The following is a 24819-nucleotide window of genomic DNA, read 5'->3' as shown; positions in this document are numbered from 1 at the left end:
AAGAGGACACTGCGTGGGTTGGGGGTCTGACCGCTGGGATCTGTATCGGCTGGCCGGGACGGAACTCGCCCGATCCGTCCGGATGACGGCCGCCCACCTGACCTCGCCGCCGGACATCCTGTCCCGTGCCCGGGTGCGCGCGCTGGTGATCGCGCCGCATGACCTGCGCACGAGCGATCCCACCTTCGCCGACGACATCTATTCCGGCCTGTTCGTCTTCGCCGGGCGCTCCCTGGTGGTGAGCGGCCGCTCGCCCTTCGACTACGACCCGCCCTCGCCGGAATGGGCGCAGGTGCTCTACGGCTTCGGCTGGCTGCGCCACCTGCGCGCCGCCGACAACGCCCTGGCCCGGGCCAATGCCCGCGCCTTCGTCTCCGACTTCATCGCCGGCCGGGGCGATCCGGATCTGGCGAGCCCGGTCCCCGTGGCGGCCCGCCGCCTCGTCTCCTTCCTGTGCCAGTCGCCCCTGGTGCTGGAGGGAGCGGACCACGCCTTCTACCAGGCCTTCCTCAAGGCGATCGGGCGCAATGCCCGCGAACTGGAGCGCTGGCTGCGCCGGGGCGCGCCGCCCCAGGCCCAGCTCGTCTCGGCCGTGGCGCTCAGCTATGCCGGCCTCTGCTGCGAGGGCATCGAGCCGATCCTGCGCCGGGCCACCCGGGTGCTCTCGCGCGAGCTCGACCGGCAGATCCTGCCCGATGGCGGCCATATCAGCCGCAACCAGCGTTTCGCCCTGGAGCTGCTGCTCGACCTGCTGCCCCTGCGCCAGAGCTTCCTCAGCCGCAGCATCGACCCGCCGGAGGCGCTGCTGCGCGCCATCGACCGGATGCTGCCGCTGTTCCGGCTTCTGCGCCACGGGGACGCCTCGCTCAGCCACTTCAACGGTGTCGGCGTGACCGCCGCGGACCACCTCGCCACGCTGCTCGTCTATGACGGGGGCGCCGCCCAGACGATGCTGCGGGCCCCGATCTCGGGCTACGAGCGGCTGGAGGCGGGCCGCACCGTCGTGGTCGCCGATGTCGGGCAGGCGCCGGGGCCGCGCGAATCGGCGGAAGCCTGCGCGGGCTGCCTCTCCTTCGAGATGACGAGCGGCCGCGAGCGCCTCGTCGTCAATTGCGGCATGCCCGCGAGCGGGTTCGAGCTGCGCCGCGTCGCCCGCAGCACCGCCGCCCATTCCACCGCGACGGTGGACGACACCTCCTCCTGCCGCTTCCTGGCGACCCCGGACGCCTGGTGGGGACGCCGGCTCGTGGCGAACTGGCTCTCCGACCGCTACGGGCCCGCCATCCTGCGCGGGCCGACGAACGTGGCCGTGGAGCGCGGGGCGGAGGCCGGAGCGGCGACCCTGGCGGCCCGGCACGACGGTTACCTCCTCTCCTTCGGCGTCGTCCACGAGCGCCGCTGGACGCTCTCGGCGGACGGTGGCCTGCTCGAGGGCGTGGACGCCTTCCTGCGCGAGGGCCGCGGCAGCCGCCGGCCCCACGAGATCGCCGTGCGCTTCCACCTGCACCCGAACGTCCATGTGCGCGGGGAGGGCGGCGGCCAGGTCGAGCTGACCACGGCCTCCGGCGAGGTCTGGCGCTTCTCGGCCGACGGCGCGGACGTGGCGATCGAGGAGAGCGTCTACTTCGCCGGCGTGGTCGGCGCCTGCCGCACCGAGCAGATCGCGCTCTATCTCGCCCTCACCGAGGGCGCGCGGATCCGCTGGCGCTTCGTGCGGGTCGCGGAAGGCGGCGGAGGGCGGTCCGGCCCGGTTTGATCCGCCCGGGTGGAAGCCCGGAGGCGTTCCATGCTACCGCGCGCCGGCAGAACGCCTTTTCGAGACCGGACGAGCCTTCCATGTCGCGCGACCAGACCCGGGTGACCCGCGCCCTTCTTTCCGTTTCCGACAAGACGGGCCTCGTGGCCTTCGCCCGCGCCCTGGCGGAGCGCGGCATCGCCCTGGTCTCGACCGGCGGCACCCACCGCGCCCTGACCGAAGCCGGCCTCGCCGTGACCGAGGTGGCGCAGCTGACGCAGTTCCCCGAGATGATGGACGGGCGCGTGAAGACGCTGCACCCGGCCGTCCATGGCGGCCTTCTCGCCATCCGCGACAATCCCGAGCATCAGGCGGCGCTGGCCGCCCACGGCATCGGCGCCATCGACCTGCTCGTGGTCAATCTCTACCCCTTCGAGGCGACGCTGGCCCGGGGCGGCTCCTACGACGACTGCGTCGAGAACATCGATATCGGCGGCCCGGCCATGATCCGCGCCGCGGCCAAGAACCATGCCGACGTCGCCGTGGTGGTCGACGTGGCCGATTACGGCACGATCCTCTCCGAACTGGCGGCGAACGACGGCGCCATCGCCGCCGCGACCCGCCGCCGCCTCGCCCAGAAGGCCTTCGCCCGCACCGCCTCCTACGATGCCGGCATCGCCAACTGGCTCGCCGGCGCGATCGAGCCGGAGGCCGCGCCCGCCTTCCGCGCCTTCGGCGGCAGCCTCGGCCAGGCCCTGCGCTACGGCGAGAACCCGCACCAATCCGCCGCCTTCTACCGCTCCGCCGGCACGCCGCGGCCCGGCATCGCCACGGCGCGGCAGCTCCAGGGCAAGGAGCTGTCCTACAACAACCTCAACGACACCGACGCGGCCTATGAATGCGTGGCCGAGTTCGATCCGGCCCGCACCGCCGCGGTGGCGATCATCAAGCACGCCAATCCCTGCGGCGTCGCCGAGGGCGGCAGCCTGCTCGAAGCCTATGAGCGGGCGCTCGCCTGCGATCCCGTCTCGGCCTTCGGCGGCATCGTCGCCCTCAACCGGCCCCTCGACGCGGAGGCCGCCCGCAAGATCGTGGAGATCTTCACCGAGGTCATCATCGCGCCCGATGCGACCGAGGAGGCCCAGCGCATCGTCGGCGCCAAGAAGAACCTGCGGCTGCTGCTCGCCGGCGGCCTGCCCGATCCCCGCGCCGCGGGCGAGACCGTGCGCAGCCTCGCCGGCGGCCTGCTGGTGCAGGGCCGCGACGCGGCGGTCGTCGACGACATGGCGCTCAAGGTCGTGACGAAGCGCCAGCCGACGGAGGCCGAATACGCCGACATGCGCTTCGCCTACCGCGTCGCCAAGCACGTGAAGTCGAACGCCATCGTCTATGCCCGCAGCGGCGCCACGGTCGGGATCGGGGCCGGGCAGATGTCGCGGGTCGATTCCTCGCGCATCGCCGCCTGGAAGGCCGCGGAGGGCGCCAAGCGCCTCGGCCTGTCCGAGAGCCTCGCCAACGGCTCCGCGGTCGCCTCCGACGCCTTCTTCCCCTTCGCCGACGGGCTTCTCGCCGCGGCCGAGGCGGGGGCCACCGCGGTGATCCAGCCCGGCGGCTCGATGCGCGACGAAGAGGTGATCCGCGCCGCCGACGAGGCGGGGCTGGCGATGGTGTTCACCGGCACGCGCCACTTCCGGCACTGAGGGGCCGCGGCCTCTCGGACCCCAATCCAAGAGAGACGAGCGCAGGATGCGTGACGGCGCCCCGCCTTCCGACGGAGCGCCGCCGCGTCTCGCGGCGCCCCTGCGCCCGCAGCGTCCGCTCACGCCCCTGCAGCTTCTCAGGACGGTGGCCTCGAACACCGTCGGCATCTTCGACGAGGCTCTGTTCGACGAGCTCGTCGTGGTGCGCCGCTACGGTCCGGTGCGGCTCGCCTTCGTCAGCGACCCGGCGGCGATCCGGCAGGTGCTCGTCGACCGCTTCGACGACTATCCCCGCGTGCCGATGATCAAGCGTCTCTACGCGGCGGAGATCGGCACGGGCACGCTGGCGACCTCCGGGGCGATCTGGTGGCGGCACCGCCGGATCTGCGCCGCGACCCTGGACCGGCGCGCCACGGCCCCGGACCTGCCCGGGCTGATCGCCCAATGCGAGGCGCTGGTCGCGGGCTTCGAGCAACGGCTCGCCGAGCCTGTCGACATCGAGGCGCAGGCCGCCCGGATCTGGATCCAGCTCCTCAACCGGATGTCGGCGGGGGGCGACCCGGATTTCGTGCCGATCCTGAAATGGCTCTCGAGGGTGCCGCGCAAGCCCCGCGCCCTCGATCTGCTGCCGATGCCCGAATGGCTGCGCGACCGGGTCAGCTCGGCGCGGCAGAGCCCGGAGCGGATCGCGCTCCGGGCGCAGCTCGCCGCGATGATCGCGGCGCGCAAGGCGGCGGGCTATGCCGGCCCGCGCGACCTGCTCTGGCGGATCGCCCACAGCGCCGACCGTGCGACCGGCGAGACGCTGCCGCCCAACGAGATGGCCGACGAGGCGGCGAGCCTGGTGGGGGCCGGGGACGCCACCATCCGGGCGCTGACCTGGATCTGGTACCTGCTCGGCACGCATCCCGCGGTCGAGGCGCGGCTGCATGCCGAGCTCGACGCGGTGCTCGGCGACGGGCCGCTCCGCCCGGAGCAGCTGCGCCAGCTGCCCTATCTCCGCCGGGTCCTCGACGAGGTGATGCGGCTCTACCCGCCGATCCCGATCATCGCCCGCGTGGCTCGGGTCACCGACACGATCGCGGGCAAGAAGGTCCCCAGGGGCACCTTCGTCATCGTCGCGCCCTGGGTGGTGCACCGGCACCGGCGCCTGTGGGACGAGCCCGAGCGCTTCGATCCCGACCGCTTCACCGAGGCGCGCAGCGCCGACCGGCCGCGCTTCGCCCATCTCCCCTTCGCCGTCGGCCCCGGCGTCTGCCCGGGCTCCCACTTCGCCCAGACGCAGATGATGGTGATCGCCGCGGCCATCGCCCGGCGCTACCGCTTCCATCTGGCGCCGGACGCCAACGTGGTGCCCTTCGGCGCGATCAGCCTGCAGCCCCGCGGCGGCCTCTGGGGGGCGCTGGAGCGGCGCTGATCGGATCCGTTCAAACGAAGAAGCCCCGGCCGTGCGGAGCGGCCGGGGCTTCTTTTCGTCGATGACGGCGCCTCGCGGCGCCGTTGCTCGTGCCTGTCAGTGCGCGTGGGCGCCGGCGGCGCCGATGCCGGTCTCCGAACGCACGTATTGCGCGTCGAAGGCGGCCCGCTCGCGGTTGGCCCGGCGCGTCTTGTCCAGGAGCGACACCGCCCAGATCGTCACGAAGGCCAGCGGCATCGAGAACAGGGCCGGGTTGGCGTAGGGGAACAGCGGCGCCGGATGGCCGAAGGTCTTCACCCAGACCGCATCCGAGAGCACCACCATGGTCACCGCCGCCACGAGACCGACGAGGCCGCCGATCAGCGCCCCCCAGGTCGTGGTGCCGCGCCACAGGATCGACATCGCCAGGACGGGGAAGTTGCAGCTCGCCGCCACCGAGAAGGCGAGGCCGACCATGAAGGCCACGTTCTGGTTCTCGAAGACGTAGCCGAGATAGATCGCCACGATGCCGATGCCCACGGCGGAGATCTTGGAGAGGTTGACCTCCGCCTTCTCCGTGGTGCGGCCGCGGGCGATGACCTGGGCGTAGAGATCGTGGCTGATCGCCGAGGCGCCGGCCAGCGTCAGGCCCGCCACCACCGCGAGGATGGTCGCGAAGGCCACCGCCGAGATGAAGCCGAGGAAGTACGGCCCGCCCACCGCGTTGGCGAGGTTGACGGCGACCATGTTGGTGCCGCCGATCATGTCCTTGATCTTGTCGAAGGACCCGCCCGCGCCGAGCTTGAAGTAGGAGGGATCGGACATCAGCAGGGCGATGCCGCCGAAGCCGATGATGAAGGTGAGGATGTAGAAGTAGCCGATCAGGCCGGTGGCGTAGAACACCGACTTGCGGGCGGCCTGGGCGTCCGACACCGTGAAGAAGCGCATCAGGATGTGCGGCAGGCCGGCGGTGCCGAACATCAGGCCGACGCCGAGCGAGATCGAGTCGATCGGGTTCGAGACGAGGCCGCCCGGCGCCATGATGGCGTCGCCCTTCGGGTGGGTCTGCACGGCCGCGGCGAACAAGGCCTCGGGGCTGAAGCCGAACTTGTAGAGCACGGCCCCGGCCATGAAGCTCGCGCCGCCCAGCAGCAGGCAGGCCTTGATGACCTGCACCCAGGTCGTCGCCTTCATGCCGCCGAAGGCGACGTAGATGATCATCAGCGCGCCGACGATCACCACCGCATAGAGATAGGGCAGGCCGAACAGGAGCTGGATCAGCTTCCCCGCGCCGACCATCTGGGCGATCAGGTAGAACGCCACCACCACGAGGGTGCCGGTCGCCGAGATGATGCGGATCGAGGTCTGGTCGAGGCGGAAGCTCGCCACGTCGGCGAAGGTGAACTTGCCGAGGTTGCGCAGGCGCTCCGCGATCAGGAACAGCACGATCGGCCAGCCGACCAGGAAGCCCGTCGAGTAGATCAGCCCGTCGAAGCCCGAGGAATAGACGAGGCCGGAGATGCCGAGGAACGAGGCCGCCGACATGTAGTCGCCGGCGATGGCGAGCGCGTTGGTGCGGGCCGAGATGCCGCCCCCCGCCGCGTAGAAGTCGGCGGCCGATTTCGAGCCCTTCGCCGCCCGGTAGGTGATGACGAGGGTGAAGATCACGAAGAAGAAGAACATCGTGACGGCCGGCCAGTTCGTGGCCTGCTGCTGCACGGCGCCGAGATCGGGGCCCGCGGCCAGGGCCGGGGCGGCCGCCAGCGCGAGGCCGGCGGCGGGGAGGAGGAGGCTGCGGCGGATCATCGGGCGAGGCTCCGGGCGAGGTCGGCCGAGAGCCGGTCGAAGCGGGTATTGGCGCGGGCGACATAGGCGCCGGTGAGCAGGAACGCGAAGACGATCACGAACATGCCCATGTAGAAGCCGAGGGAGGCGGTGCCGCCGACCTTGGTGGCCAGCAGCGCCTTGTCGAAGGCGATCAGGCCGATGAAGCCGAAATAGACGACGAGCATCAGGCCGGTGAGGATCCAGCCGTAGCGGGTGCGCTCGCGGACCAGGGTCTTGAAGGTCGGGTGCTCGGCGATCCGGTCGAGGTCGTGATCCGGCTCGGGCATCTCCAGGGCGCCGATGCCATGGATCGTCTGGGCCTGGGGCGTCACCGACGCTCCCGCCGTTTGCAGGGTGCTCATGGGGTTCCTCCCGCCTGTCCGGTCCCGTTCTGTCGGGATCCGCGGCCGGTTTTCTGGCGTGGGGGCGTGACAGGCGGATGTTGGCGCTCCGCTCCGTCACGCTTGCGGTCTGCCGGGCCCTCCGAAATGGAGGGCCTGCGATCGACTTGTGCGCGATCTTATGCCGGCCGGTTCTGCCGGTTCTCGATCAGGTCGTCAACGACCGCCGGCTCGGCGAGGGTGGAGGTGTCGCCCAGCGAGCCGAAATCGTCCTCGGCGATCTTGCGCAGGATGCGGCGCATGATCTTGCCCGAGCGGGTCTTGGGCAGGCCCGGCGCGAACTGGATCAGGTCGGGCGAGGCGATCGGGCCGATATCCTTGCGGACCCAGGCGACGAGCTCCTTGCGCAGCCCGTCCGAGCCCTCCTCGCCCTCGTTGAGGGTGACGTAGGCGTAGATGCCCTGGCCCTTGAGATTGTGCGGGTAGCCGACCACCGCCGCCTCCGCGACCTTCGGATGGGCCACGAGGGAGGATTCGACCTCCGCCGTGCCCATGCGGTGGCCGGAGACGTTGATGACGTCGTCCACCCGGCCGGTGATCCAGTAATAGCCGTCCGCGTCCCGGCGGGCGCCGTCGCCGGTGAAGTAGAGGTTCTTGTAGGTCGAGAAATAGGTCTGCTCGAAGCGCTCGTGGTCGCCGTAGACCGTGCGCATCTGGCCCGGCCAGGAATCCTTGATGCAGAGATTGCCCTCGCAGGGGCCGTCGAGCTCCTTGCCCTCGGCATCGACCATCACCGGCTGCACGCCGAAGAAGGGCCGGGTCGCCGAGCCGGGCTTGAGCTTGGTGGCGCCCGGCAGCGGCGTGATCAGGATGCCGCCGGTCTCGGTCTGCCACCAGGTGTCGACGATGGAGCAGCGCTGCTCGCCGACGACGTTGTAGTACCATTCCCAGGCCTCGGGATTGATCGGCTCGCCGACGGAACCCAGCACCCGCAGGGATTGGCGCGAGGTCTTCTTCACCGGGCCCTCGCCGCCGCCCATCAGCGAGCGGATCGCGGTGGGAGCGGTGTAGAAGATGTTGACCTTGTGCTTGTCCACGACCTCCCAGAAGCGGGAATTCGACGGATAGGTCGGGATGCCCTCGAACATCAGCGTGGTCGCGCCGTTCGCGAGCGGGCCGTAGACGATGTAGCTGTGGCCGGTGACCCAGCCCACATCCGCCGTGCACCAGTAGACGTCGCCCTCGCGGTAATCGAAGACGTATTCGTGGGTCATCGAGGCGTAGACGAGATAGCCGCCGGTGGTGTGCACCACGCCCTTGGGCTGGCCGGTCGAGCCCGAGGTGTAGAGGATGAAGAGCGGATGCTCCGCCTCCACCGCCTCGGCCGGGCATTCGTCGGTCACCTGGGCGGCGGCCTCGTGGTAATAGACGTCGCGGCCCGGCTCCATCGCCACGGCGCCCCCGGTGCGCTTCACGACGACGACGTGCTCGACGAGGTCCTTGTCGAGCCGCTTGATCGCCTCGTCGACATTGGCCTTGAGGGGCACCTTGCGCCCGCCGCGCAGGCCCTCGTCGGCGGTGATGACGACCTTGGAGCCGCAGCCGCTGATCCGGCTCGCCAGCGAGTCGGGCGAGAAGCCGCCGAACACGATGGCGTGGATGGCGCCCAGCCGCGCGCAGGCCAGCATGGCGTAGGCGGCCTCGGGGATCATCGGCAGGTAGAGCGTGACCCGGTCGCCCTTGCCGACGCCGCGGTTGCGCAGGACGTTGGCCATGCGGCACACCTCGGCGTGCAGCTCCCTGTAGGTGATGTGCTTCGACTCGTTCGGGTCGTCGCCTTCCCAGATGATCGCGGTCTGGTTGCCGCGCTTGGCAAGGTGGCGGTCGATGCAGTTCAGCGCGACGTTGGTCTTGCCGTCCTCGAACCACTTGATCGAGACGTTGCCCGGGGCAAAGCTCGTATCCTTGACCTTGTGGTAGGGCTTGATCCAGTCGATCCGCTTGCCGTGCTCGCCCCAGAACGCGTCCGGATCGGCAACGGAGGCCGCATACATCTCCCTGTACTTGGCATCGTCCACGTGGGCGCCCTGGCGCCATGCGTCCTGGACCTCGACGACCTTCTCAGACATCGTGTTTCATCCCTCGAGGTGCCCGATCGTATCGCGAAGCTTGCGCAGCCGGGTCTTTCCGATCCGTGGTTCTAGGCTCTCCGGAAACGGGGCAGCAAGCACCATTTAGTCCAGGGCTTTGCGGGATCGGCAGATTGTTATGGCCGGCCCCGCGCGCGGTCGGCGGGGCGGTCATGCGGCCGGGAACATCATCTCGACGAGGGTGCCCTCGTTCTTGCGGCTGGAGATGCGGAAGCGCCCGTGATTGGCCTCGACGATCGCCTTGGTCAGTGTGAGGCCGAGGCCGCTGCCGCCGCCCGGATGGGCGGTCTGGACCGGTCCGAAGGGTTCCAGCGCGTTCGCCACTTCCTCCGGCGTCATGCCGATGCCGGTGTCGCGCACCCGCAGGGCGATCTCGCCGCGCTCGGCCAGGGTCGTCGAGACGATGACCTGGCCGCCGGCTTCCGTGAAGCGCACGGCATTGGCGATGACGGTGAGCGCGGCCTGGCGCAGGGAGCGCTCGTCCGCATGCAGCCTCCGCAGGTCCGGGGCGAGGCTGGTGCGCACGAGGACGCGTTCGCGCGCCGCCTGGGGCTGCACGGCGGCGATGCAGCCCGAGACGAGGTCGTTCAGGGCGATCTCGGTGGGGGCGAGGCCGGCGCGCCCCGCCTCGATCTGCGCGAGTTCGAGCAGGTCGTTGACGATGGCGAGCACGTGGCTGCCCGCGTCGCGGATGTCGCGCAGGTAGTCGCCGTAGCGCTCGCAGCCGAGCGTCTCCAGCGGCGCCTTCATCATCGCGTCGGCGACCTCGATGATGCCCGTCATCGGCCGGCGGATCTCCTGGCTCGCCTTGGCCAGGAAATCCGCCTTGCGCAGGGCGGAGGCTTCGAGCTCCCGGCGCGCCGCCGCCTGCTCCTCGCGCAGGCGCTTCGCCTCGCCGCGTTCCGTCAGGACGGCGCTGAAACGGGCGGCGTCCCGGCCCGGGAGGCGGGCGAGGCGCAGGCTCACGGGATCGCCGCCGGGCGCATCCTTGGGCAGGATCTCGCTGGCCTCGCCGGTGCCGGCGCGCTCGGCCGCGGCGATGGCCGCCCCGAGCGCCGGGGCGCTTTCGGGGGCCAGCAGGTCGCGCAGGGCGATGCCGACCACCTCGCGGGGATCGCCCCGCAGCCGGGCGGCGGCGCTGCGGTTGAGGGAGAGCACCCTGGCCGTGTCGTCGAGGGTCAGCACCCCGTCGGGCAGGCTGTCGAGCACGTCGCGCAGGGCCTGCTCGCGGGCGGCATGGCTCTTGGCGACATGGGGCGGCACCACGGGGGAGGGCGGCGCGACGCGGGCGAGCAGCAGCTCGGCCGGCGCGCCCTCCCAATCGAGCCGCGCCCGCTCGACGAGCAGGGGCACGCTGCCGCCATCCGCGGTGGCGCAGGGCACGACCTCGCCGGCTTCGCTGCGCTCGGACGGCACGAGCCCGCGGAAAAGCCGCGCGATGCCCGCTTCCCCCTGCAGGGCCGAGCGGTCGGGAAAGCCGGTCAGGCCGAGGAACCGGGTATTGGCGAACAAAACCGTGTCGTCGCGATGCACCAGCACCCCCGCCGGCAGCTGGTCGAGCACCTCCGCCAGGGCGGTGGGCATCGGTTCGGGACGCCAGGGGCGGACGGGCTGCGGGGCTTGGTTGTCCTGCGACAACTCGCCGTCGAAGCGCACGCCGAGGGCGCGCGCGATCTCCCGGAAGGCGGTCTGCTCCGTCTCGGACAGATCCGTCGCCGGCGGCTCGGGGCGCCGGTGCCAGGGGGAGGCCGCCGGCTCGGGCAGGGCCTCGGACGGGGAGGCGACCGTTTCCGCCGCGAGCGAGGCCGGCTCCGGAGCCGAAGATTCGGGGGCCGCCGGCGCGGGCATGGCGGTGTCCGGTGCGTCGGCTGCGGGCTCGTCGATCTCCGGCTCGCCGAGCACGGGTTCTTCGGTCCCGATCGCCGCGCGCGGGGCGTCCGCGATGTCCTCTGACGCCCGGTCGGGGTTCGCGGGATGGCGTGCGCGCAGGAGGCCGAAGCCGGCGAAGCCCGCGAAGGGCTGGCCCGGCCGGGCGGCCGGCATGCCGGACAGCTCGGCCTCCGCCGTCGCGCCCGAGCCTGGCGCGACGACGCGGACCGGCTGCGCCCGGAAGGTCGCCTGCGTGGCGAGCGCGGCCGCGAGGGCCTCGCCGCGCACGATGCCCCGCGCGAACAGCTCCGCCCAGGATTGCCCGACCAGGAGCGGCGCCAGATCGGCGGCGGCGCCCGAGATCGCGGTCACCACGTCGGCCGCGTCCGAGCGCCACACGAAACGGCCGGTTTCCGGCCGCGGCGGCGCGGCGTCGCCCGGGCCGTCCGGACCCTTGTCCTGCGGTGGGTCCGGGGGCGTGTTTTCCGGCGCCGCGGCGACGGCCTTTCCGGGGAGCGGCGGCAGCTTCGGCAATGCGCCGAACGGGGCCAGGACGAGGGCGGGCCGGCCGTCCTCCAGCGTGGCCAGGGCCGCCCGGCAGGTGACGGGGGCGGCGAGGCCCCGCGGATCGAGACGCAGCCGGAACAGCCGGGCCCGGGCACCGGCGCCGCCGGCCCGCTCGATCTGCCGGGCGAGGCCCAACGTCTCCGCAACGCGTCCCTCGGGATCCGCGATGCCCGCGCGCAGCCCGCGCGCCGGGGGAGAGGCGAACAGCACCCGCTCGGCCCCGGTGTCGAGCACGAGGAAATGCGCCTCCTGCCCGCGCAGCAGGCCGCCGAGCTCCGCGCCGGCGCTCCAGCGGGGGAGGGCGTCGGTCACGGCCGCTTCGTCAGGGGTCGCAGCTGGCTGCATCAGGGTATCGGGTATCCGTAGCCGGCCTTCGCGCAAGGGCCTGTGCTGAGTTTCTAGGGGTGGCTTGTACCCCGGACATAGACTTCGGCGAGCGCCGACACACGTTTATCAACTGTTAACCCTAATCAGCCTCGCCGGGGCTGGAAATCGCCGCGGCCTGTGTTATTGTGCAGTGCACAATCGCTGTGTGAACCAAAAACTCGAGGAGACGGACATGGCCGAGACCCCGAATTACGAGATCCCCACCGAGATGCGCGATTTCGCGGAGAAGAGCGTCGACCAGGCCCGCAAGGCCTTCGACTCCTTCATCGGCGCGGCCCGGCGCACGGCCGAAACGGTGAGCGGCTCGGCCGATCTCGCCCGCAGCAATGCGAGCAACCTGTCCACCCGCGGCTTCGAATACGCCGAGCAGAACGTGAACGCCGCGTTCGACCTGGCGCAGAAGCTCGTCCGCTCCCGTGACGTGAACGAGGCCATGCAGCACCAGGCCGAGTTCGTCCGCTCGCAGTTCGCCGCGATCCAGGCCCAGGCCAAGGAGTTCGGCGGCCTTGCCCAGAGCGCCTTCCAGCAGGGCGCCGAGAACGCCAAGAGCGCCGTGCAGCAGGGCGTGAGCGAGGCCCGCGACGCCTTCAACCAGAGTGCCGAGGCCGCCAAGAAGGCGACCGACCAGGCCTGATACCCCCTTCGCGGCTTTCCGCGGACCGGGCCGGCGCGATCACCGCGCCGGCCCTTTTCGTGTCGGGCCTTCAGCCCCGTCCGGCTCAACCCTTGAGGAAATCGCCGCATTTGGGCGGCGGCTCCGTGCCCCAGGGGGCGAGGGGGACGCTCGAGGTGGAGTTCTTGGGCGAGCCCTGGATCACCTTGTCCGAGTAGACCATGTAGATCAGCGTGTTGCGCTTCACGTCGCAGCCGCGCACGATCTGCATCGACTTGAAGATCAGCGACCGGCGCTCGCTGAACACCACCTCGCCCTGCTTGAACTTGTCCTTGAACTGAACCGGCCCGACCTGCCGGCAGGCGAGCGAGATGTCCGACACGTCCTCGGCGAGGCCGAGGGTGCCCTTGATGCCGCCCTTCTCCGGCTGGGTGTACCAGCAGGCGACGCCCGCCACCGCCGGGTCGTCGATGCCGTAGACGACGAGCTTGTCGTTGGGCGTGAGCGGCCGCCAGACCGTCGACTTGTCGAAGATCCTGTCGGGCTCCTGCGCCTGTGCCCCGTTCCCCGCCAGGGCCGCGAGGCCCAGGCCGAACACCCCCGCAAGACCCATGGTGCGCTTCAGCCACATCATTCCCGCAATCCCCGCAAAGCTGCGCCGTTGTGATGTGGGGTGTCTGTCGCCGGTCTGCGAGGAGGTTTATTCAGGACGTTGATTTGCCCGACGCGTCCCGCTGCCCCTTTCGCGGGCCGTGCCCCGCCCGACAGCAACCCGAGCTATGCCGTTGATTCGTAGGTCGACACGTCTGCCGGTTGCGCTCCTCCTGCTCGCGCTGTTCGCCGTGCCGTTCCTCCCGGCGGCCGCGCGCGCGGACCAATGGGCCTGCCAGCGCTACAAGGCCGAGCTCGCCAACCTCAACAACGGGGCGAGCGCCGCCGAGGCCCTGCGCAACGAGATCGGCCGCCTCCAGGCCTATTACCGCAGCCTGAACTGCGAGGGCGGCAAGTTCCTGTTCTTCGACACCCGGCCGCCCCAGTGCGGGGCCGTGGAGCAGCGCATCCGCGCGCTCAATGCCGGCTACGGCTCGGAGAACGGAGAGGTCGTCTCGGCGCGCCGCCGCCAGCTCACCCAGGCGGTCGCCACGGCCTGCGGCGACCAGCCGCCCGGCACCGGCCTGCCCGGCGAGCAGACCGCCCGGGGCGGCCATCAGGTCATCTGCGTGAAGACCTGCGACGGCTCCTATTTCCCGATGAGCAACCTGCCCGAGGGGCGCTCGGGGGCCAACGACATGTGCCAGGCCCTCTGCCCGGGCACCGAGGCCGTGGCCTATTCGATGCCGGCCGGCGACGACGCCCTCAAATACGCGGCGACGGTCAAGGGCAGCCGCGCCTACACGGCGCTGCCCAACGCCTTCAAGTTCCGCACGAGCTTCACGCCGAACTGCTCCTGCAAGCGCGAGGGCCAGACCTGGGCGCAGTCCCTGGTCAAGGCCGAGAGCATGCTGGTGCGGCACAAGGGCGACATCTTCGTCACGCCGATGCAGGCGGAGGCGTTGTCGCGGCCGAAGGTGCGCCTCACCCTGGTCGGCCGGGCCGACCGCACCGCCGCCGAGATCGCGGCGGATGCGGCGCAGCGTTCGGGCACGCTGTCCGACGGGGATGCCGCGGGCGGCAGCCCCGCGGCGACGGGCAGCGCCGCCCCGCAGAACATCCGCGTCATCGCCCCCTCGATGATCCCCGTGCCGGCCCGGACGGGCGCGCCCTGACCGGCTGATCCCCAGGATGTGAACGGCCCGACCCCGGGTCGCCGCCGGCTCGGCGGCGGCGGGGAGGCGCCTGCGGCGTGGAACCATATCGGCCCGACCGAGTTCGGATCCCCCGATTGCGTTTCACGAAGGCTGACCTGATGGGGATGACCCGCTCGCTGCTTCTGACGGGCACGATCCTGCCCACCCTGCTCCTGTCCGGGCCGATCGCCGCCCGGCCATCGGGCGAGGGGCTGACCGGCCGGATCGAGCTCGCGCAGGCGGAAGAACCACGGGGCGGCCCCCGCGGCCCCGGTGGCGGCGAGCGCGGCGGTCCGGAGCGTGGCGGTCCCGGCGGCGCGGAGCGCGGGGGACCGCCTCCGGGACTGGCCCGAACGGGCGGCCCCGCCCGAGCGCCCGTCCCCGCCGAGCGGCCCGGTCCCGCGGCCCGGCCGGAGCGTCCCCCCCCGCGGAGCGCCCTGCGCCGGCGGAGCGGCCGGCCCCCTCGGCCCGTCCCGAACGTCCGGCGCCGGCGGAGCGTCCCGCCCCTGCCGAGCGCGCGGCGCCGCCCGCGGCCCGCGAGCGTGCCCCGGAGCGCCCGCCCGCCGCCGAACGGCCCGATCGGGCGCCGGCCGCCCGCCCCGATCGCTCGGAGGAGCGCCCCACGCCGCCCGCGGCCCGGGACCGCAGGCCCGGCCCCGACCGGGAGGCTCCGGACCGCGCCGCGCCCAATCGCCCGGACGAGAGGTCCGGTCCCGCCCGCTCCGAGGAGAGGCCCGAGCGGGCGACGCCGCCCCGCCCCGGCGCTGCGCCGAATGCCCCGCCCCGGCCCTGCAGAACCGGTCCGCGCCCCCGCGCCGAACCGGCCCGCTGGCGCGGAGACGACGCCGCCCGCGCGCCCCGGCGCCCCGGCGCAGCCCCATGCGGCCCCGCCCGAAACGCCGCCCCGAGCCGCCCCGGCCAGCCCACGGCCCCGGGCGCGCCGCCGCCCAACCGTCCCGGCGAGCCGGAGGCGCCGGCCGCGCGCCAGCCGGAGACGCCGACCCCGCCGAACCAGCGTCCCGGCGTGCCGGGCCGTCCGGTCGCGCCCAATCAGCAGCCGGGCGTTCCCGGCCGTCCCGTCACGCCTCCCGGCGCGCAGCAGCCGGCCGTGCCGCCGGGCACGCCCCCGGGGACGCCGCCCGGGCAGCCCGTGCCGCCCAATGTGCAGCCGCCCGGCGGCCGCCTGCCTCCCGGCCAGGGACAATCCAACCAGATCGCGCCCGGCCAGCCGAACCAGGTTCCGCCGGGTGCTCCGCCCCAGCCGGGTCAGCCGGGCTACCAGCCCGGCAATGCGGGTGGCTACGACCGCCGCGACTCCTCGGATCGGCGCGACGTCTATGACCGCCGCGACGGCGCCGAGCGCCGCGACCGCTTCAACGTGCCCGGCGGCCCCGGCTACATCCCGGGCGGCTTCAACGACAACGATTACCGGGTGCGCGACTACGACACCGTGCGCCGCGACCGCCGCGAATACGACGTGGACGGGCGGACCTATATCCGCGAGCCCGGCCGCATCATCGTGCGCGACCGCGACGGCTATTTCATCCGCCACGACGAGAACGAGCGCTTCCGCGAGATCTACGGCGACCGCGGCTATCGCAGCGAGCGCCGCGGCGGCGAGATCTACAGCTATGTCGACAGCCCCGGGGGCGGCCAGGTCGTCACCGTGGTGGACGACGACGGCCGCCTGCTGCGCCGCTACCGCCGCTACGGCGACGGGCGCGAGGTCTTCCTGATCAACAACAGCTATGGCGGGCCGCCGCGGCCGATCTACGAGGATGTGGTCGACCTGCCCCCGCCGGACATCCGCATCCCCCGCGACCGCTACATCGTGGATTACGAGCGGGCGGACGAGCGGACGGTCTATCAGGCTCTCTCGGCGCCGCCGGTCCAGCCGGTCGACCGGCGCTACACGCTCGATCAGGTCCGCTACAGCCCGCAGCTGCGCGCCCGCATGCCGAGCGTGGACATCAACACGATCAACTTCGATTCCGGATCGTTCACGGTGACGCCCGACCAGGCGCAGCGCCTCTCGACCATCGCCGCGGCGATCAACCAGGCGGTGAAGGCCAATCCGCAGGAGGTGTTCCTGATCGAGGGCTATACCGACGCGGTCGGTGCGGAGGTCGACAACCTCTCCCTCTCCGACCGGCGGGCGCAATCGGTGGCCTCGGTGCTGACCCAGACCTTCCAGGTGCCGCCGGAGAACCTCACCACACAGGGCTACGGCGAGCAGTACCTCAAGGTGAATACCCAGAGCGCCAACCGCGAGAACCGCCGCGTCACGGTCCGTCGCATCACCCCGCTGCTCCAGCAGCAGGCGGAGGGCCAGCCGTCATCGGCTCCGCCGCCGCAATAATCCGGCCGCCGCCCGATCCTGGGCGGGAGCCGTGACGATCGCGAGCCGGCCCGACCTGGAAAAGGTCGGGCCGGTTTTTTCGTGGAGGCGTCCACCCGGCATGGCCGCATGCCTCTCCGACGCCAAGCCCCTTCCCATGCGCGCCTTGCGCAGGGGATGAACATTCGCTCAAAAATTGTGCAGTGCATCGGCGCTGCTGCCGTCCGGGGCACGCTCCGGTCACGCTTCGGCACCCTTCGCCCGCGCTGCGGCGAAAGGAGACCGGCCGCCGCTCCGCGGGCGCCGGCGAAAGTTGGCATGCTTCGTGCTGGATATCCCGCATAGGCCGGTCAACGAAGATCGGCCCACCGTCAGCAAAGCCGCTGATCCGATGTTCGCACGCGACGATTTTTGATCGCGCAGGCGATCCCGGATGGCGGCTTTTTTCATGCGCGATGGCGCCGGGGGGACGAAGATCAGATGAGCATCGACCCGAGCAACACGACACGCCGTGGCATCATCAAGGGGGCGGCCGCCGCGCTGGCGCTCGCCGGGGCGGCGCGCGCCGCGCTGCCGGGCGGCGCCTTCGCGCAGGGCGCCGGGCCGGAGGTCAAGGGTGCCAAGCTCGGCTTCATCGCGCTCACCGACGCGGCCCCCCTCTTCGTCGCCAAGGAGAAGGGCATCTTCGCCAAGTACGGCATGCCCGACACGGAGGTGCTGAAGCAGGCCTCCTGGGGCACCACCCGCGACAACCTCGTGCTCGGCTCCGAGGGCAACGGCATCGACGGCGCCCACATCCTGTCGCCGATGCCCTACCTGATCTCCGCCGGTCGGGTGACCCAGAACAACGTGCCGGTGCCGATGTACATCATGGCCCGGCTCAACCTGAACGGTCAGTGCATCTCGATCGCAAAGGAATACCTCGACCAGAAGATCGGCCTCGACACCAAGCCGTTCAAAGCCGCCCTCGAGGCCAAGAAGGCCTCGGGCAAGTCGGTGAAGGCGGCGATGACCTTCCCGGGGGGCACCCACGACCTCTGGATCCGCTACTGGCTCGCCGCCGGCGGCATCGACCCGGACAAGGACATCGAGACCATCGTCGTGCCGCCGCCCCAGATGGTGGCGAACATGAAGGTCGGCACGATGGACTGCTTCTGCGTCTGCGAGCCGTGGAACGAACAGCTCATCCACCAGGGCATCGGCTACACGTCCGTGACCACGGGCGAGCTCTGGAAGGACCATCCGGAGAAGGCCTTTGCCCTGCGCGCGGCCTGGGTCGACAAGTATCCGAACGCGGCCAAGGCCCTGCTGATGGCGGTGATGGAGGCCCAGCAATGGTGCGAGAAGCCGGAGAACCGTGAGGAGCTCGCCGGCATCGTCGCCAAGCGCCAGTGGATCAACGTGCCGGTGGCCGATGTCGTCGACCGGATGAAGGGCAAGTTCGACTACGGCACCGGCCGCGTCGTCGAGAACAGCCCCTTCACCATGAAGTTCTGGGCCGACAACGCTTCCTACCCCTACCAGAGCCACGACCTCTGGTTCCTCACCGAGGACATCCGCTGGGGCAAGTTCGAGGCGACCACCGACACCAAGGCGCTGATCGGCAAGGTGAACCGCGAGGATCTGTGGCGCGACGCCGCCAAGGCGCTCGGCGTCTCCGCGATCCCGACCTCCACGTCCCGCGGCAAGGAGACGCTGTTCGACGGCAAGGTCTTCGACCCGGCCGATCCTGCCGCCTACCTCGCCAGCCTCGGCATCAAGAAGGTGGCGTGATGGCGACCGGAGCCACCCTCTCGAACGCCGCGGGCGCCCGCGCCGTGGCCAAGGCCCGCGGGCCGCTCGTCACCCTGGCCGGTCTGCGCGCCTTCGCGGCTCGGATCGTGCCGCCGCTCGTCGTGCTGGCGGGCTTCCTGCTCCTGTGGGAGGTGCTCTGCTCCTCCCCGACCGCCGGCCTGCCGGCGCCCTCGCGGGTGCTGTCGGAGGCGCACGACATCATCGTCGATCCGTTCTTCGACAATGGCGGCACCGACAAGGGCCTGTTCTGGCATATCGCGGCGAGCCTCAAGCGCGTCGCGCTCGGCTTTTCCCTGGCCGTGGTGGCGGGCGTGCTGCTCGGCACCCTCGTCGGCCAGTCCGAATGGGCGATGCGCGGCCTCGACCCGATCTTCCAGGTGCTGCGGACCATACCGCCGCTGGCCTGGCTGCCGCTCTCGCTCGCCGCATTCCGCGACGGTCAGCCGAGCGCGATCTTCGTGATCTTCATCACCTCGATCTGGCCGATCATCATCAACACCGCGGTCGGCATCCGGAACATCCCGCAGGACTACCGCAACGTGGCGGCGGTGATCCGGCTCAACCCGATCGAATTCTTCTACAAGGTCATGCTGCCCTCGGCGGCGCCGTACATCTTCACCGGCCTGCGCATCGGCGTCGGCCTGTCCTGGCTCGCCATCGTGGCGGCCGAGATGCTGATCGGCGGCGTCGGCATCGGCTTCTTCATCTGGGACGCGTGGAACTCGTCGCATATCAGCGAGATCATCGTCGCCCTCGTCTATGTCGGGCTCATCGGCTTCGTCCTCGACCGGCTGGTGGCCGGGGTGGGCGTGCTCGTGACCCGCGGCACCAGCGCAGCGTGAGGCGAGCCCCATGAGCCATCTCTCCCTCTCCCAGGTCGGCATCTCCTTCCGCCGCGGCGGCAAGACCTCCGAGGTGCTGCGCGACGTGAACCTCGACATCGCCAAGGGCGAGTTCGTCTCGATCATCGGGCATTCGGGCTGCGGCAAGTCGACGGTGCTCAACATCGTTGCCGGCCTGCTCAAGGCCTCGACCGGCGGCGTGCTCCTCGACGGCAAGGAGGTGAACGCCCCCGGTCCCGACCGCGCGGTGGTGTTCCAGAACCACTCCCTGCTGCCCTGGCTCACCGTGCGCGAGAACGTGGCGCTCGCCGTCGACAAGGTGCTCAAGGGCAAGAAGTCGAAGGCCGAGCGCGCCCAATGGATCGAGCACAACCTCGCCCTCGTGAACATGATGCACGCCGCCGACAAGCGCCCGAGCGAGATCTCCGGCGGCATGAAGCAGCGCGTCGGCATCGCCCGGGCGCTGGCCATGGAGCCGACCGTGCTCCTGATGGACGAGCCCTTCGGGGCGCTGGACGCGCTCACCCGCGCCCATCTCCAGGACCAGCTCATGGAGATCCAGACGCGGCTGCGGAACACCGTCATCATGATCACCCACGACGTGGACGAGGCGGTCCTGCTCTCCGACCGCATCGTGATGATGACGAACGGCCCCTCGGCGACGATCGGCGAGATCTTGCCGGTGCCGTTGCCGCGTCCGCGCCGCCGCCTCGAACTCGTGGAGGATGCCACCTACGTCCATGCCCGCGCCGCGGTGCTGGAGTTCCTCTACGCCCGCCACGCCAACCCCGCCGCCCTCGCCGCGTGAGCTTGGAAGGGGGATCGGGCATGGGCGCGCAGGCCATGGGCGGAAAGGAGCGGCTCGTCGTCGTCGGCAACGGCATGGCCTCGCTCCGTTTCCTGGAGCGGCTGACCGAGCGGGCGCCGGGGCGTTACGACGTCACCGTCGTCGGCGCCGAGCCGGTCGCCGCCTATAACCGCGTGCTGCTCTCCTCGCTGCTCGGCGGGGAGGTGGACGAGGCCGCCTGCGGCTTCCGCCCGCTCTCCTGGTACGACGATCACGGCATCCGCCTGATCACCGGCGCGCCGGTGACGCAGATCGACCGGGAGAACGGGCTGGCCATCGTCGGGGAGACGCATGTCCTGCCCTTCGACAGGCTGGTCCTGGCGATCGGCTCCCTGCCGATCCGCCTGCCCCTGCCCGGCATCGACCTGCCGGGCGTGCTCACCTTCCGCGACTTCGCGGACGTGGCGGCGATCCGCAAGGCGGCCGTCGAGCACGCCAAGGCCGTGGTGATCGGCGGCGGCCTGCTCGGGCTCGAGGCCGCGGTCGGGCTCGCCCGGCTCGGCGTCGACACCACGCTGATCCACGTCATGGACCGGGTGATGGAGCGCCAGCTCGATCACCATGCCGCCCGCCTCGTGCGTGCGGCGATGGAGGCCCGCGGCGTGAAGGTGATGCTTTCGGCCGACACCGCCGCCATCGAGGGCGACGGCAAGGTCGAGCGGCTGGTGATGAAGGACGGCACCGTGGTGCCGGCCGACCTCGTGGTGATGTCGGTGGGCATCCGCGCCTCCATGGCGCTGGCGCAGGGCTGCGGCCTCGCCTGCGGGCGCGGCATCACCGTCGACGACCGCATGACCACCTCCGACCCGCGCATCTTCGCGCTCGGCGAATGCGCCGAGCATCGCGGCGTGGTCTACGGCCTCGTCGAGCCCGCCTACGAGCAGGCGGAGGTGCTGGCGCGGCATCTCGTCGGGGAGGCGGCGGCCTATCTCGGCACGTCCCTTGCCACGAGCCTGAAGGTGTCGGGCCTGCCGGTGTTCTCCGCCGGGGTGGTCGACACGCCCGAGGGGGCCGAGGCGATCGTGATGCACGACGCCTCCGCCGGGCTCTACCGCAAGCTGACGATCGTGGACGGCACGCTGATCGGCGCCGTCTTCGTCGGCGACATCGCCGAGCAGGCGCGGTGCAAGGACCTGATCCGCACCGGCGCGGCGCTTCGACCTGAAGACCGGGACGACCTGATGTTCGGCCCGTCTGTGAAACCCCTCGCAGCGTGAGTGAGGCAGCGATGGCAGACGATTTCAATCCTGAGCAGAAGCGCTATCTGGAAGGCTTCGCCTCCGGCATCGCCGCCGCCCGGATGACCGGCGGCCTCGCCCTGGGTCAAGCGCCCGCGGGCGCGCCGTCCGAGCCGACGGGACCGGATGCGATCCACATCAAGGCGCAGGACCGGACCGTGAAGAACGGCGGCAAGCTCTGCGACCAGGAGAAGTGGAAGCGCGCCGAGAACCCGTTCGACGGCCATAACCGCCTGATCGCCGAGGCGGCGGCCGGCAAGCCGCCCAAGCCCGAGGACAATTTCCGCTGGCGCTACCACGGTCTGTTCTGGGTCGCCCCCAACCAGACCTCCTATATGTGCCGCCTGCGCATCCCCAACGGGATCCTGCAGCACTGGCAGTTCGCCGGGATCGCCGACCTCGCCGATGCCCATGGCGGCGGCTACAGCCACGTCACCACCCGCGCCAACCTGCAGGTGCGCGAGATCGCGCCGGAGCACGGCCAGCCCTTCCTCGACGGCCTGACCGATCTCGGCCTGACCGCCAGGGGCGCGGGCGCGGACAACATCCGCAACGTCACCGGCTCGCCCACCGCCGGCATCGACGCGCAGGAACTGCTCGACACCCGCCCGCTCGCCAAGTCCTGGCACAACTGGATCCTCAACGACCGCTCGCTCTACGGCCTGCCGCGCAAGTTCAACGTCGCCTTCGACGGCGGCGGCGTGATGCCGGTGCTGGAGGAGACCAACGATATCGGTTTCCAGGCGATCGAGGTTCTGGAGGGCGCGAGCGTGCCCGCCGGGATCTGGATGCGCCTCGTGCTCGGCGGCATCTCCGGCCACAAGGACCTCGCCCGCGACACCGGCGTGGTGCTCAAGCCCGAGGATTGCAACAAGGTCGCCGATGCGATCCTGCGCGTCTTCATCGAGAACGGCGACCGCACCAACCGCAACAAGAGTCGGATGAAATACGTCCTCGATGCCTGGGGCTTCGACAAGTACCTCGCCGCCGTCGAGGAGAAGCTCGGCCGCCCGCTCGACCGGGTCGATCCCGCCCATGTCGCCCCGCGCAAGGCGACGAACCGCTTCGCCCATGTCGGCGTGCACAAGCAGGTGCAGCCCGGCCTGAACTGGATCGGCGTCGTCCTGCCGGTGGGCAAGATGACCACCGACCAGATGCGGGAACTCGCAAAAATCTCGGCCGAGTGCGGCGACGGGCAGATCCGCCTCACGGTCTGGCAGAACTTCATCTTCTCCGGCGTGCCGGACGCGAAGGTGGCGGAGGTCGAGGCCCGCATCGAGGCGCTCGGCCTCACCATCAAGGCCGCGGGCATCCGCTCGGGGCTCGTGGCCTGCACGGGCAACCGCGGCTGCAAGTTCGCCGCCGCCGACACCAAGGGCCACGCGCTGCTCATCGCGGACCATGTCGAGAAGACCGTGACCCATCTCGACGTGCCGGTGAACGTGCATCTCACCGGCTGCCACCATTCCTGCGCCCAGCACTACATCGGCGATATCGGGCTCATCGGCGCCAAGGTCACCGTCTCGGAGGAGGGCGACACCGTCGAGGGCTACGACATCGTGGTCGGCGGCGGCTTCGCCGAGGCCCCGAAGATCGGCACCGAGATCTGGAAGGGCGTGAAGGCCGAGGAATGCCCGGGCCGCGTGGAGGCCCTGCTCCACGCCTATCTCGCCCGCCGCCAGGGGCCGGAAGAGAGCTTCCAGGCCTTCACCGCGCGCACCGGCCCCGAGGCCCTGCGCGACGCCGCCGAAGAACAGCCCGCCCTCAAGGCCGCCGCATGACCCAGCACGTCACGCCCCCGCTCGTTCTCATCCCCGAGAGCGCCCCCTTCACCGCCGACCAGCGCTCCTGGCTCTCGGGCTATTTCGCGGCCCTGCTCGGCCCGGCGGTCGAGGGCGCGACGGCGCTCGCACCCGGTGAGGCGCCGGGCGGTGCGAAGAAGCTCGCCGACAACGACGATGCGCCCTGGCACGACCCGTCCATGCCGATCGCCGACCGCATGGAGATGGCCAAGGATCGGCCGGACGCGCAGAAGCTGATGGCCGCCATGGCCCAGCAGGATTGCGGCCAGTGCGGCTACAACTGCGCCGACTATGCCAACGCGATCTTCCTCAAGAGCGAGGAGCGCCTGAACCTTTGCCAGCCGGGCGGCAAAGAGACCCTGCGCATGCTCAAGAAGCTCGACGAGGAGTTCGGCGCCTCCGGCGGGGCGGCGGCCGCGCCGAAGGCGGAGGCGGCCGCTCCGAAGAAGGAGCCGGAGCTCGGCCCCCTGGGCTATTGCCGCGAGAATCCCGTCGAGGCGACCTTCCTCGGCCGTCGTCGTCTCAACGAGCCGGGCGGCGAGAAGGAGACCTGGCACATCGAGATCGACCTGAAGGATACGCCGATCGAGTACGTGGTCGGCGACAGCCTCGGCCTGTTCCCCGCCAACGCCCCCGCCCTGGTCGATGCGGTGATCGCCGAGCTCGGCACCCGTCCCGAGCGGATCATCGGCGGCAAGACCCTGCGCAACCGCCTGCTCGCCGATTACTCGCTGGGCGCGGCGCCGGACGGGCTCTACCAGCTCCTCTCGCTCCTGACCTCGGGCGAGGCGCGCCGGAAGGCCCAGGCGCTCGCCGCCGGCGAGGATCCGGACGGCGACGCGGCCTATCTCGACGTGCTCGGCGCGCTGCACAAGTTCCCGGGCGCCCGCCCCGATGCCGAGGTCTTCCTCGAGGCCCTCGACGAGTTGCAGCCGCGCCTTTACTCGATCTCGTCTTCGCCCAAGATGGATGTCGGCAAGGTCTCCCTCACCGTCGACGCGGTCCGCTACAACCACCGTTCGCGGCTGCGCCTCGGCGTCGCCTCGACCCATCTCGGCGAGCGCCTGCCCGAGCAGACCAAGGTCAAGATCTACCTGCAGAAGGCGCACGGCTTCGCCCTGCCGGAGGATCTGTCCAAGGACGTGATCATGTGCGGGCCCGGCACGGGCATCGCCCCGTTCCGCGCCTTTCTGCGGGAGCGCGCCGCCACCCAGGCGCCGGGCCGCAACTGGCTGTTCTACGGACATCAGCGCCAGGCCAGCGACTTCTTCTACAAGGACGAGCTGACCCAGCTGAAGGACGACAAGGTGCTCACCCGCCTGTCGCTCGCCTGGTCCCGCGACGGCAAGGAGAAGACCTACGTCCAGGACCGCATGCGCGAGACCGGGGCGGAGCTGTGGAAGTGGCTCGAGGGCGGCGCCCATTTCTATGTCTGCGGCGATGCCAAGCGCATGGCCAAGGACGTGGAGCGCGCCATCATCGACGTCGCCGCCAGCCACGGCGGCAAGAACCCCGACGAGGCCGTGGCCTATCTCGCCGCGCTGAAGAAGGCGGGGCGCTACCAGGCCGACGTGTACTGAGCCTTC

The 24819-nt window shown here is 71.1% G+C and carries 17 protein-coding genes; 12 read left to right on the top strand and 5 right to left on the bottom strand.

Annotated features, from left to right (window positions below; genetic code table 11):
- Positions 1-13: 13 nt before the first annotated feature.
- The 3 genes from MMB17_RS03410 (at position 14) to MMB17_RS03400 (ending at position 4852) form a co-directional block, all read left to right on the top strand.
- Positions 14-1756, top strand: coding sequence for a heparinase II/III family protein (locus MMB17_RS03410; protein ID WP_241101074.1), 1743 nt, complete (start codon positions 14-16; stop codon positions 1754-1756).
- Between the two features lie 80 nt (positions 1757-1836).
- Positions 1837-3435 carry a bifunctional phosphoribosylaminoimidazolecarboxamide formyltransferase/IMP cyclohydrolase gene (gene purH / locus MMB17_RS03405; protein ID WP_241101073.1) on the top strand — a complete coding sequence of 533 codons (1599 nt, stop codon included), beginning with the start codon at positions 1837-1839 and terminating at the stop codon, positions 3433-3435.
- Between the two features lie 46 nt (positions 3436-3481).
- Entirely contained in the window at positions 3482-4852 is a 1371-nt protein-coding gene (locus tag MMB17_RS03400; RefSeq protein ID WP_241101072.1) for a cytochrome P450, read from the top strand.
- Positions 4853-4948: 96 nt separating this feature from the next.
- Here the strand turns inward: MMB17_RS03400 and MMB17_RS03395 are convergent, their stop codons facing one another.
- The 4 genes from MMB17_RS03395 to MMB17_RS03380 form a co-directional block, all read right to left on the bottom strand.
- Positions 4949-6637, bottom strand: coding sequence for a cation acetate symporter (locus tag MMB17_RS03395; RefSeq protein ID WP_241101071.1), 1689 nt, complete (start codon positions 6635-6637; stop codon positions 4949-4951).
- Entirely contained in the window at positions 6634-7020 is a 387-nt protein-coding gene (locus tag MMB17_RS03390) for a DUF485 domain-containing protein (protein ID WP_238313094.1), read from the bottom strand. The genes MMB17_RS03395 and MMB17_RS03390 overlap by 4 nt, the downstream gene beginning before the upstream one ends.
- Positions 7021-7178: 158 nt before the next feature.
- Complete coding sequence (acs, locus tag MMB17_RS03385) at positions 7179-9128, bottom strand: acetate--CoA ligase (protein ID WP_238313091.1); 1950 nt, start codon at positions 9126-9128, stop codon at positions 7179-7181.
- A gap of 171 nt (positions 9129-9299) precedes the next feature.
- Positions 9300-11897: an ATP-binding protein gene (locus MMB17_RS03380; RefSeq protein WP_241101070.1), complete on the bottom strand. Its 2598-nt coding sequence runs from the start codon at positions 11895-11897 to the stop codon at positions 9300-9302.
- Positions 11898-12144: 247 nt separating this feature from the next.
- On the opposite strand from MMB17_RS03380, the gene MMB17_RS03375 reads away from it, so the two are divergent.
- Positions 12145-12606, top strand: a complete 462-nt coding sequence (locus MMB17_RS03375; protein WP_241101069.1) for a phasin — start codon at positions 12145-12147, stop codon at positions 12604-12606.
- 85 nt (positions 12607-12691) lie between these two features.
- On the opposite strand, the gene MMB17_RS03370 is transcribed toward MMB17_RS03375, so the two are convergent.
- Positions 12692-13219, bottom strand: a complete 528-nt coding sequence (locus MMB17_RS03370) for a CreA family protein (RefSeq protein ID WP_373325061.1) — start codon at positions 13217-13219, stop codon at positions 12692-12694.
- Positions 13220-13364: 145 nt separating this feature from the next.
- Between MMB17_RS03370 and MMB17_RS03365 the strand changes: the two genes are divergently transcribed.
- The 8 genes from MMB17_RS03365 (at position 13365) to MMB17_RS03330 (ending at position 24813) form a co-directional block, all read left to right on the top strand.
- Positions 13365-14351, top strand: coding sequence for a DUF2865 domain-containing protein (locus MMB17_RS03365; RefSeq protein WP_238313086.1), 987 nt, complete (start codon positions 13365-13367; stop codon positions 14349-14351).
- Between the two features lie 1045 nt (positions 14352-15396).
- Positions 15397-16731 (top strand): OmpA family protein, encoded by a 1335-nt coding sequence (locus MMB17_RS25315; RefSeq protein WP_338041759.1) that lies wholly within the window; start codon positions 15397-15399, stop codon positions 16729-16731.
- A gap of 459 nt (positions 16732-17190) precedes the next feature.
- A complete protein-coding gene (locus tag MMB17_RS03355) occupies positions 17191-18483 on the top strand; it encodes a CmpA/NrtA family ABC transporter substrate-binding protein (RefSeq protein WP_238313082.1) in 1293 nt (430 codons plus the stop codon).
- A complete protein-coding gene (ntrB, locus tag MMB17_RS03350) occupies positions 18483-19346 on the top strand; it encodes a nitrate ABC transporter permease (protein ID WP_238313080.1) in 864 nt (287 codons plus the stop codon). The genes MMB17_RS03355 and ntrB overlap by 1 nt, the downstream gene beginning before the upstream one ends.
- Before the next feature lie 10 nt (positions 19347-19356).
- Positions 19357-20154, top strand: a complete 798-nt coding sequence (locus MMB17_RS03345) for an ABC transporter ATP-binding protein (protein WP_241101068.1) — start codon at positions 19357-19359, stop codon at positions 20152-20154.
- A gap of 35 nt (positions 20155-20189) precedes the next feature.
- Positions 20190-21410, top strand: coding sequence for an NAD(P)/FAD-dependent oxidoreductase (locus tag MMB17_RS03340; RefSeq protein ID WP_238313331.1), 1221 nt, complete (start codon positions 20190-20192; stop codon positions 21408-21410).
- Positions 21411-21421: 11 nt separating this feature from the next.
- Positions 21422-23212 carry a NirA family protein gene (locus MMB17_RS03335; RefSeq protein WP_241101067.1) on the top strand — a complete coding sequence of 597 codons (1791 nt, stop codon included), beginning with the start codon at positions 21422-21424 and terminating at the stop codon, positions 23210-23212.
- On the top strand, positions 23209-24813 hold the full coding sequence (locus tag MMB17_RS03330) for a sulfite reductase subunit alpha (RefSeq protein WP_241101066.1): 1605 nt from the start codon (positions 23209-23211) through the stop codon (positions 24811-24813). The genes MMB17_RS03335 and MMB17_RS03330 overlap by 4 nt, the downstream gene beginning before the upstream one ends.
- The last annotated feature ends 6 nt before the right edge of the window (positions 24814-24819 follow it).

This window comes from Methylobacterium organophilum, from assembly GCF_022533465.1.
GTDB classification, from domain to species: Bacteria; Pseudomonadota; Alphaproteobacteria; order Rhizobiales; family Beijerinckiaceae; genus Methylobacterium; species Methylobacterium organophilum.
The sequence above is the reverse complement of the archived record's forward strand: the minus strand, read 5'-3'. Positions and strand labels throughout refer to the sequence as shown.

Bases quoted from the DNA above. Each gene is read 5' to 3' on its own strand.
- purH (WP_241101073.1), top strand. From the start codon at position 1,837: ATGTCGCGCGACCAGACCCGGGTGACCCGCGCCCTTCTTTCCGTTTCC.
- MMB17_RS03400 (WP_241101072.1), top strand. From the start codon at position 3,482: ATGCGTGACGGCGCCCCGCCTTCCGACGGAGCGCCGCCGCGTCTCGCG.
- MMB17_RS03395 (WP_241101071.1), bottom strand. From the start codon at position 6,637: ATGATCCGCCGCAGCCTCCTCCTCCCCGCCGCCGGCCTCGCGCTGGCG.
- MMB17_RS03390 (WP_238313094.1), bottom strand. From the start codon at position 7,020: ATGAGCACCCTGCAAACGGCGGGAGCGTCGGTGACGCCCCAGGCCCAG.
- acs (WP_238313091.1), bottom strand. From the start codon at position 9,128: ATGTCTGAGAAGGTCGTCGAGGTCCAGGACGCATGGCGCCAGGGCGCC.
- MMB17_RS03375 (WP_241101069.1), top strand. From the start codon at position 12,145: ATGGCCGAGACCCCGAATTACGAGATCCCCACCGAGATGCGCGATTTC.
- MMB17_RS03370 (WP_373325061.1), bottom strand. From the start codon at position 13,219: ATGATGTGGCTGAAGCGCACCATGGGTCTTGCGGGGGTGTTCGGCCTG.
- MMB17_RS03365 (WP_238313086.1), top strand. From the start codon at position 13,365: ATGCCGTTGATTCGTAGGTCGACACGTCTGCCGGTTGCGCTCCTCCTG.
- MMB17_RS03355 (WP_238313082.1), top strand. From the start codon at position 17,191: ATGAGCATCGACCCGAGCAACACGACACGCCGTGGCATCATCAAGGGG.
- ntrB (WP_238313080.1), top strand. From the start codon at position 18,483: ATGGCGACCGGAGCCACCCTCTCGAACGCCGCGGGCGCCCGCGCCGTG.
- MMB17_RS03345 (WP_241101068.1), top strand. From the start codon at position 19,357: ATGAGCCATCTCTCCCTCTCCCAGGTCGGCATCTCCTTCCGCCGCGGC.
- MMB17_RS03340 (WP_238313331.1), top strand. From the start codon at position 20,190: ATGGGCGGAAAGGAGCGGCTCGTCGTCGTCGGCAACGGCATGGCCTCG.
- MMB17_RS03335 (WP_241101067.1), top strand. From the start codon at position 21,422: ATGGCAGACGATTTCAATCCTGAGCAGAAGCGCTATCTGGAAGGCTTC.
- MMB17_RS03330 (WP_241101066.1), top strand. From the start codon at position 23,209: ATGACCCAGCACGTCACGCCCCCGCTCGTTCTCATCCCCGAGAGCGCC.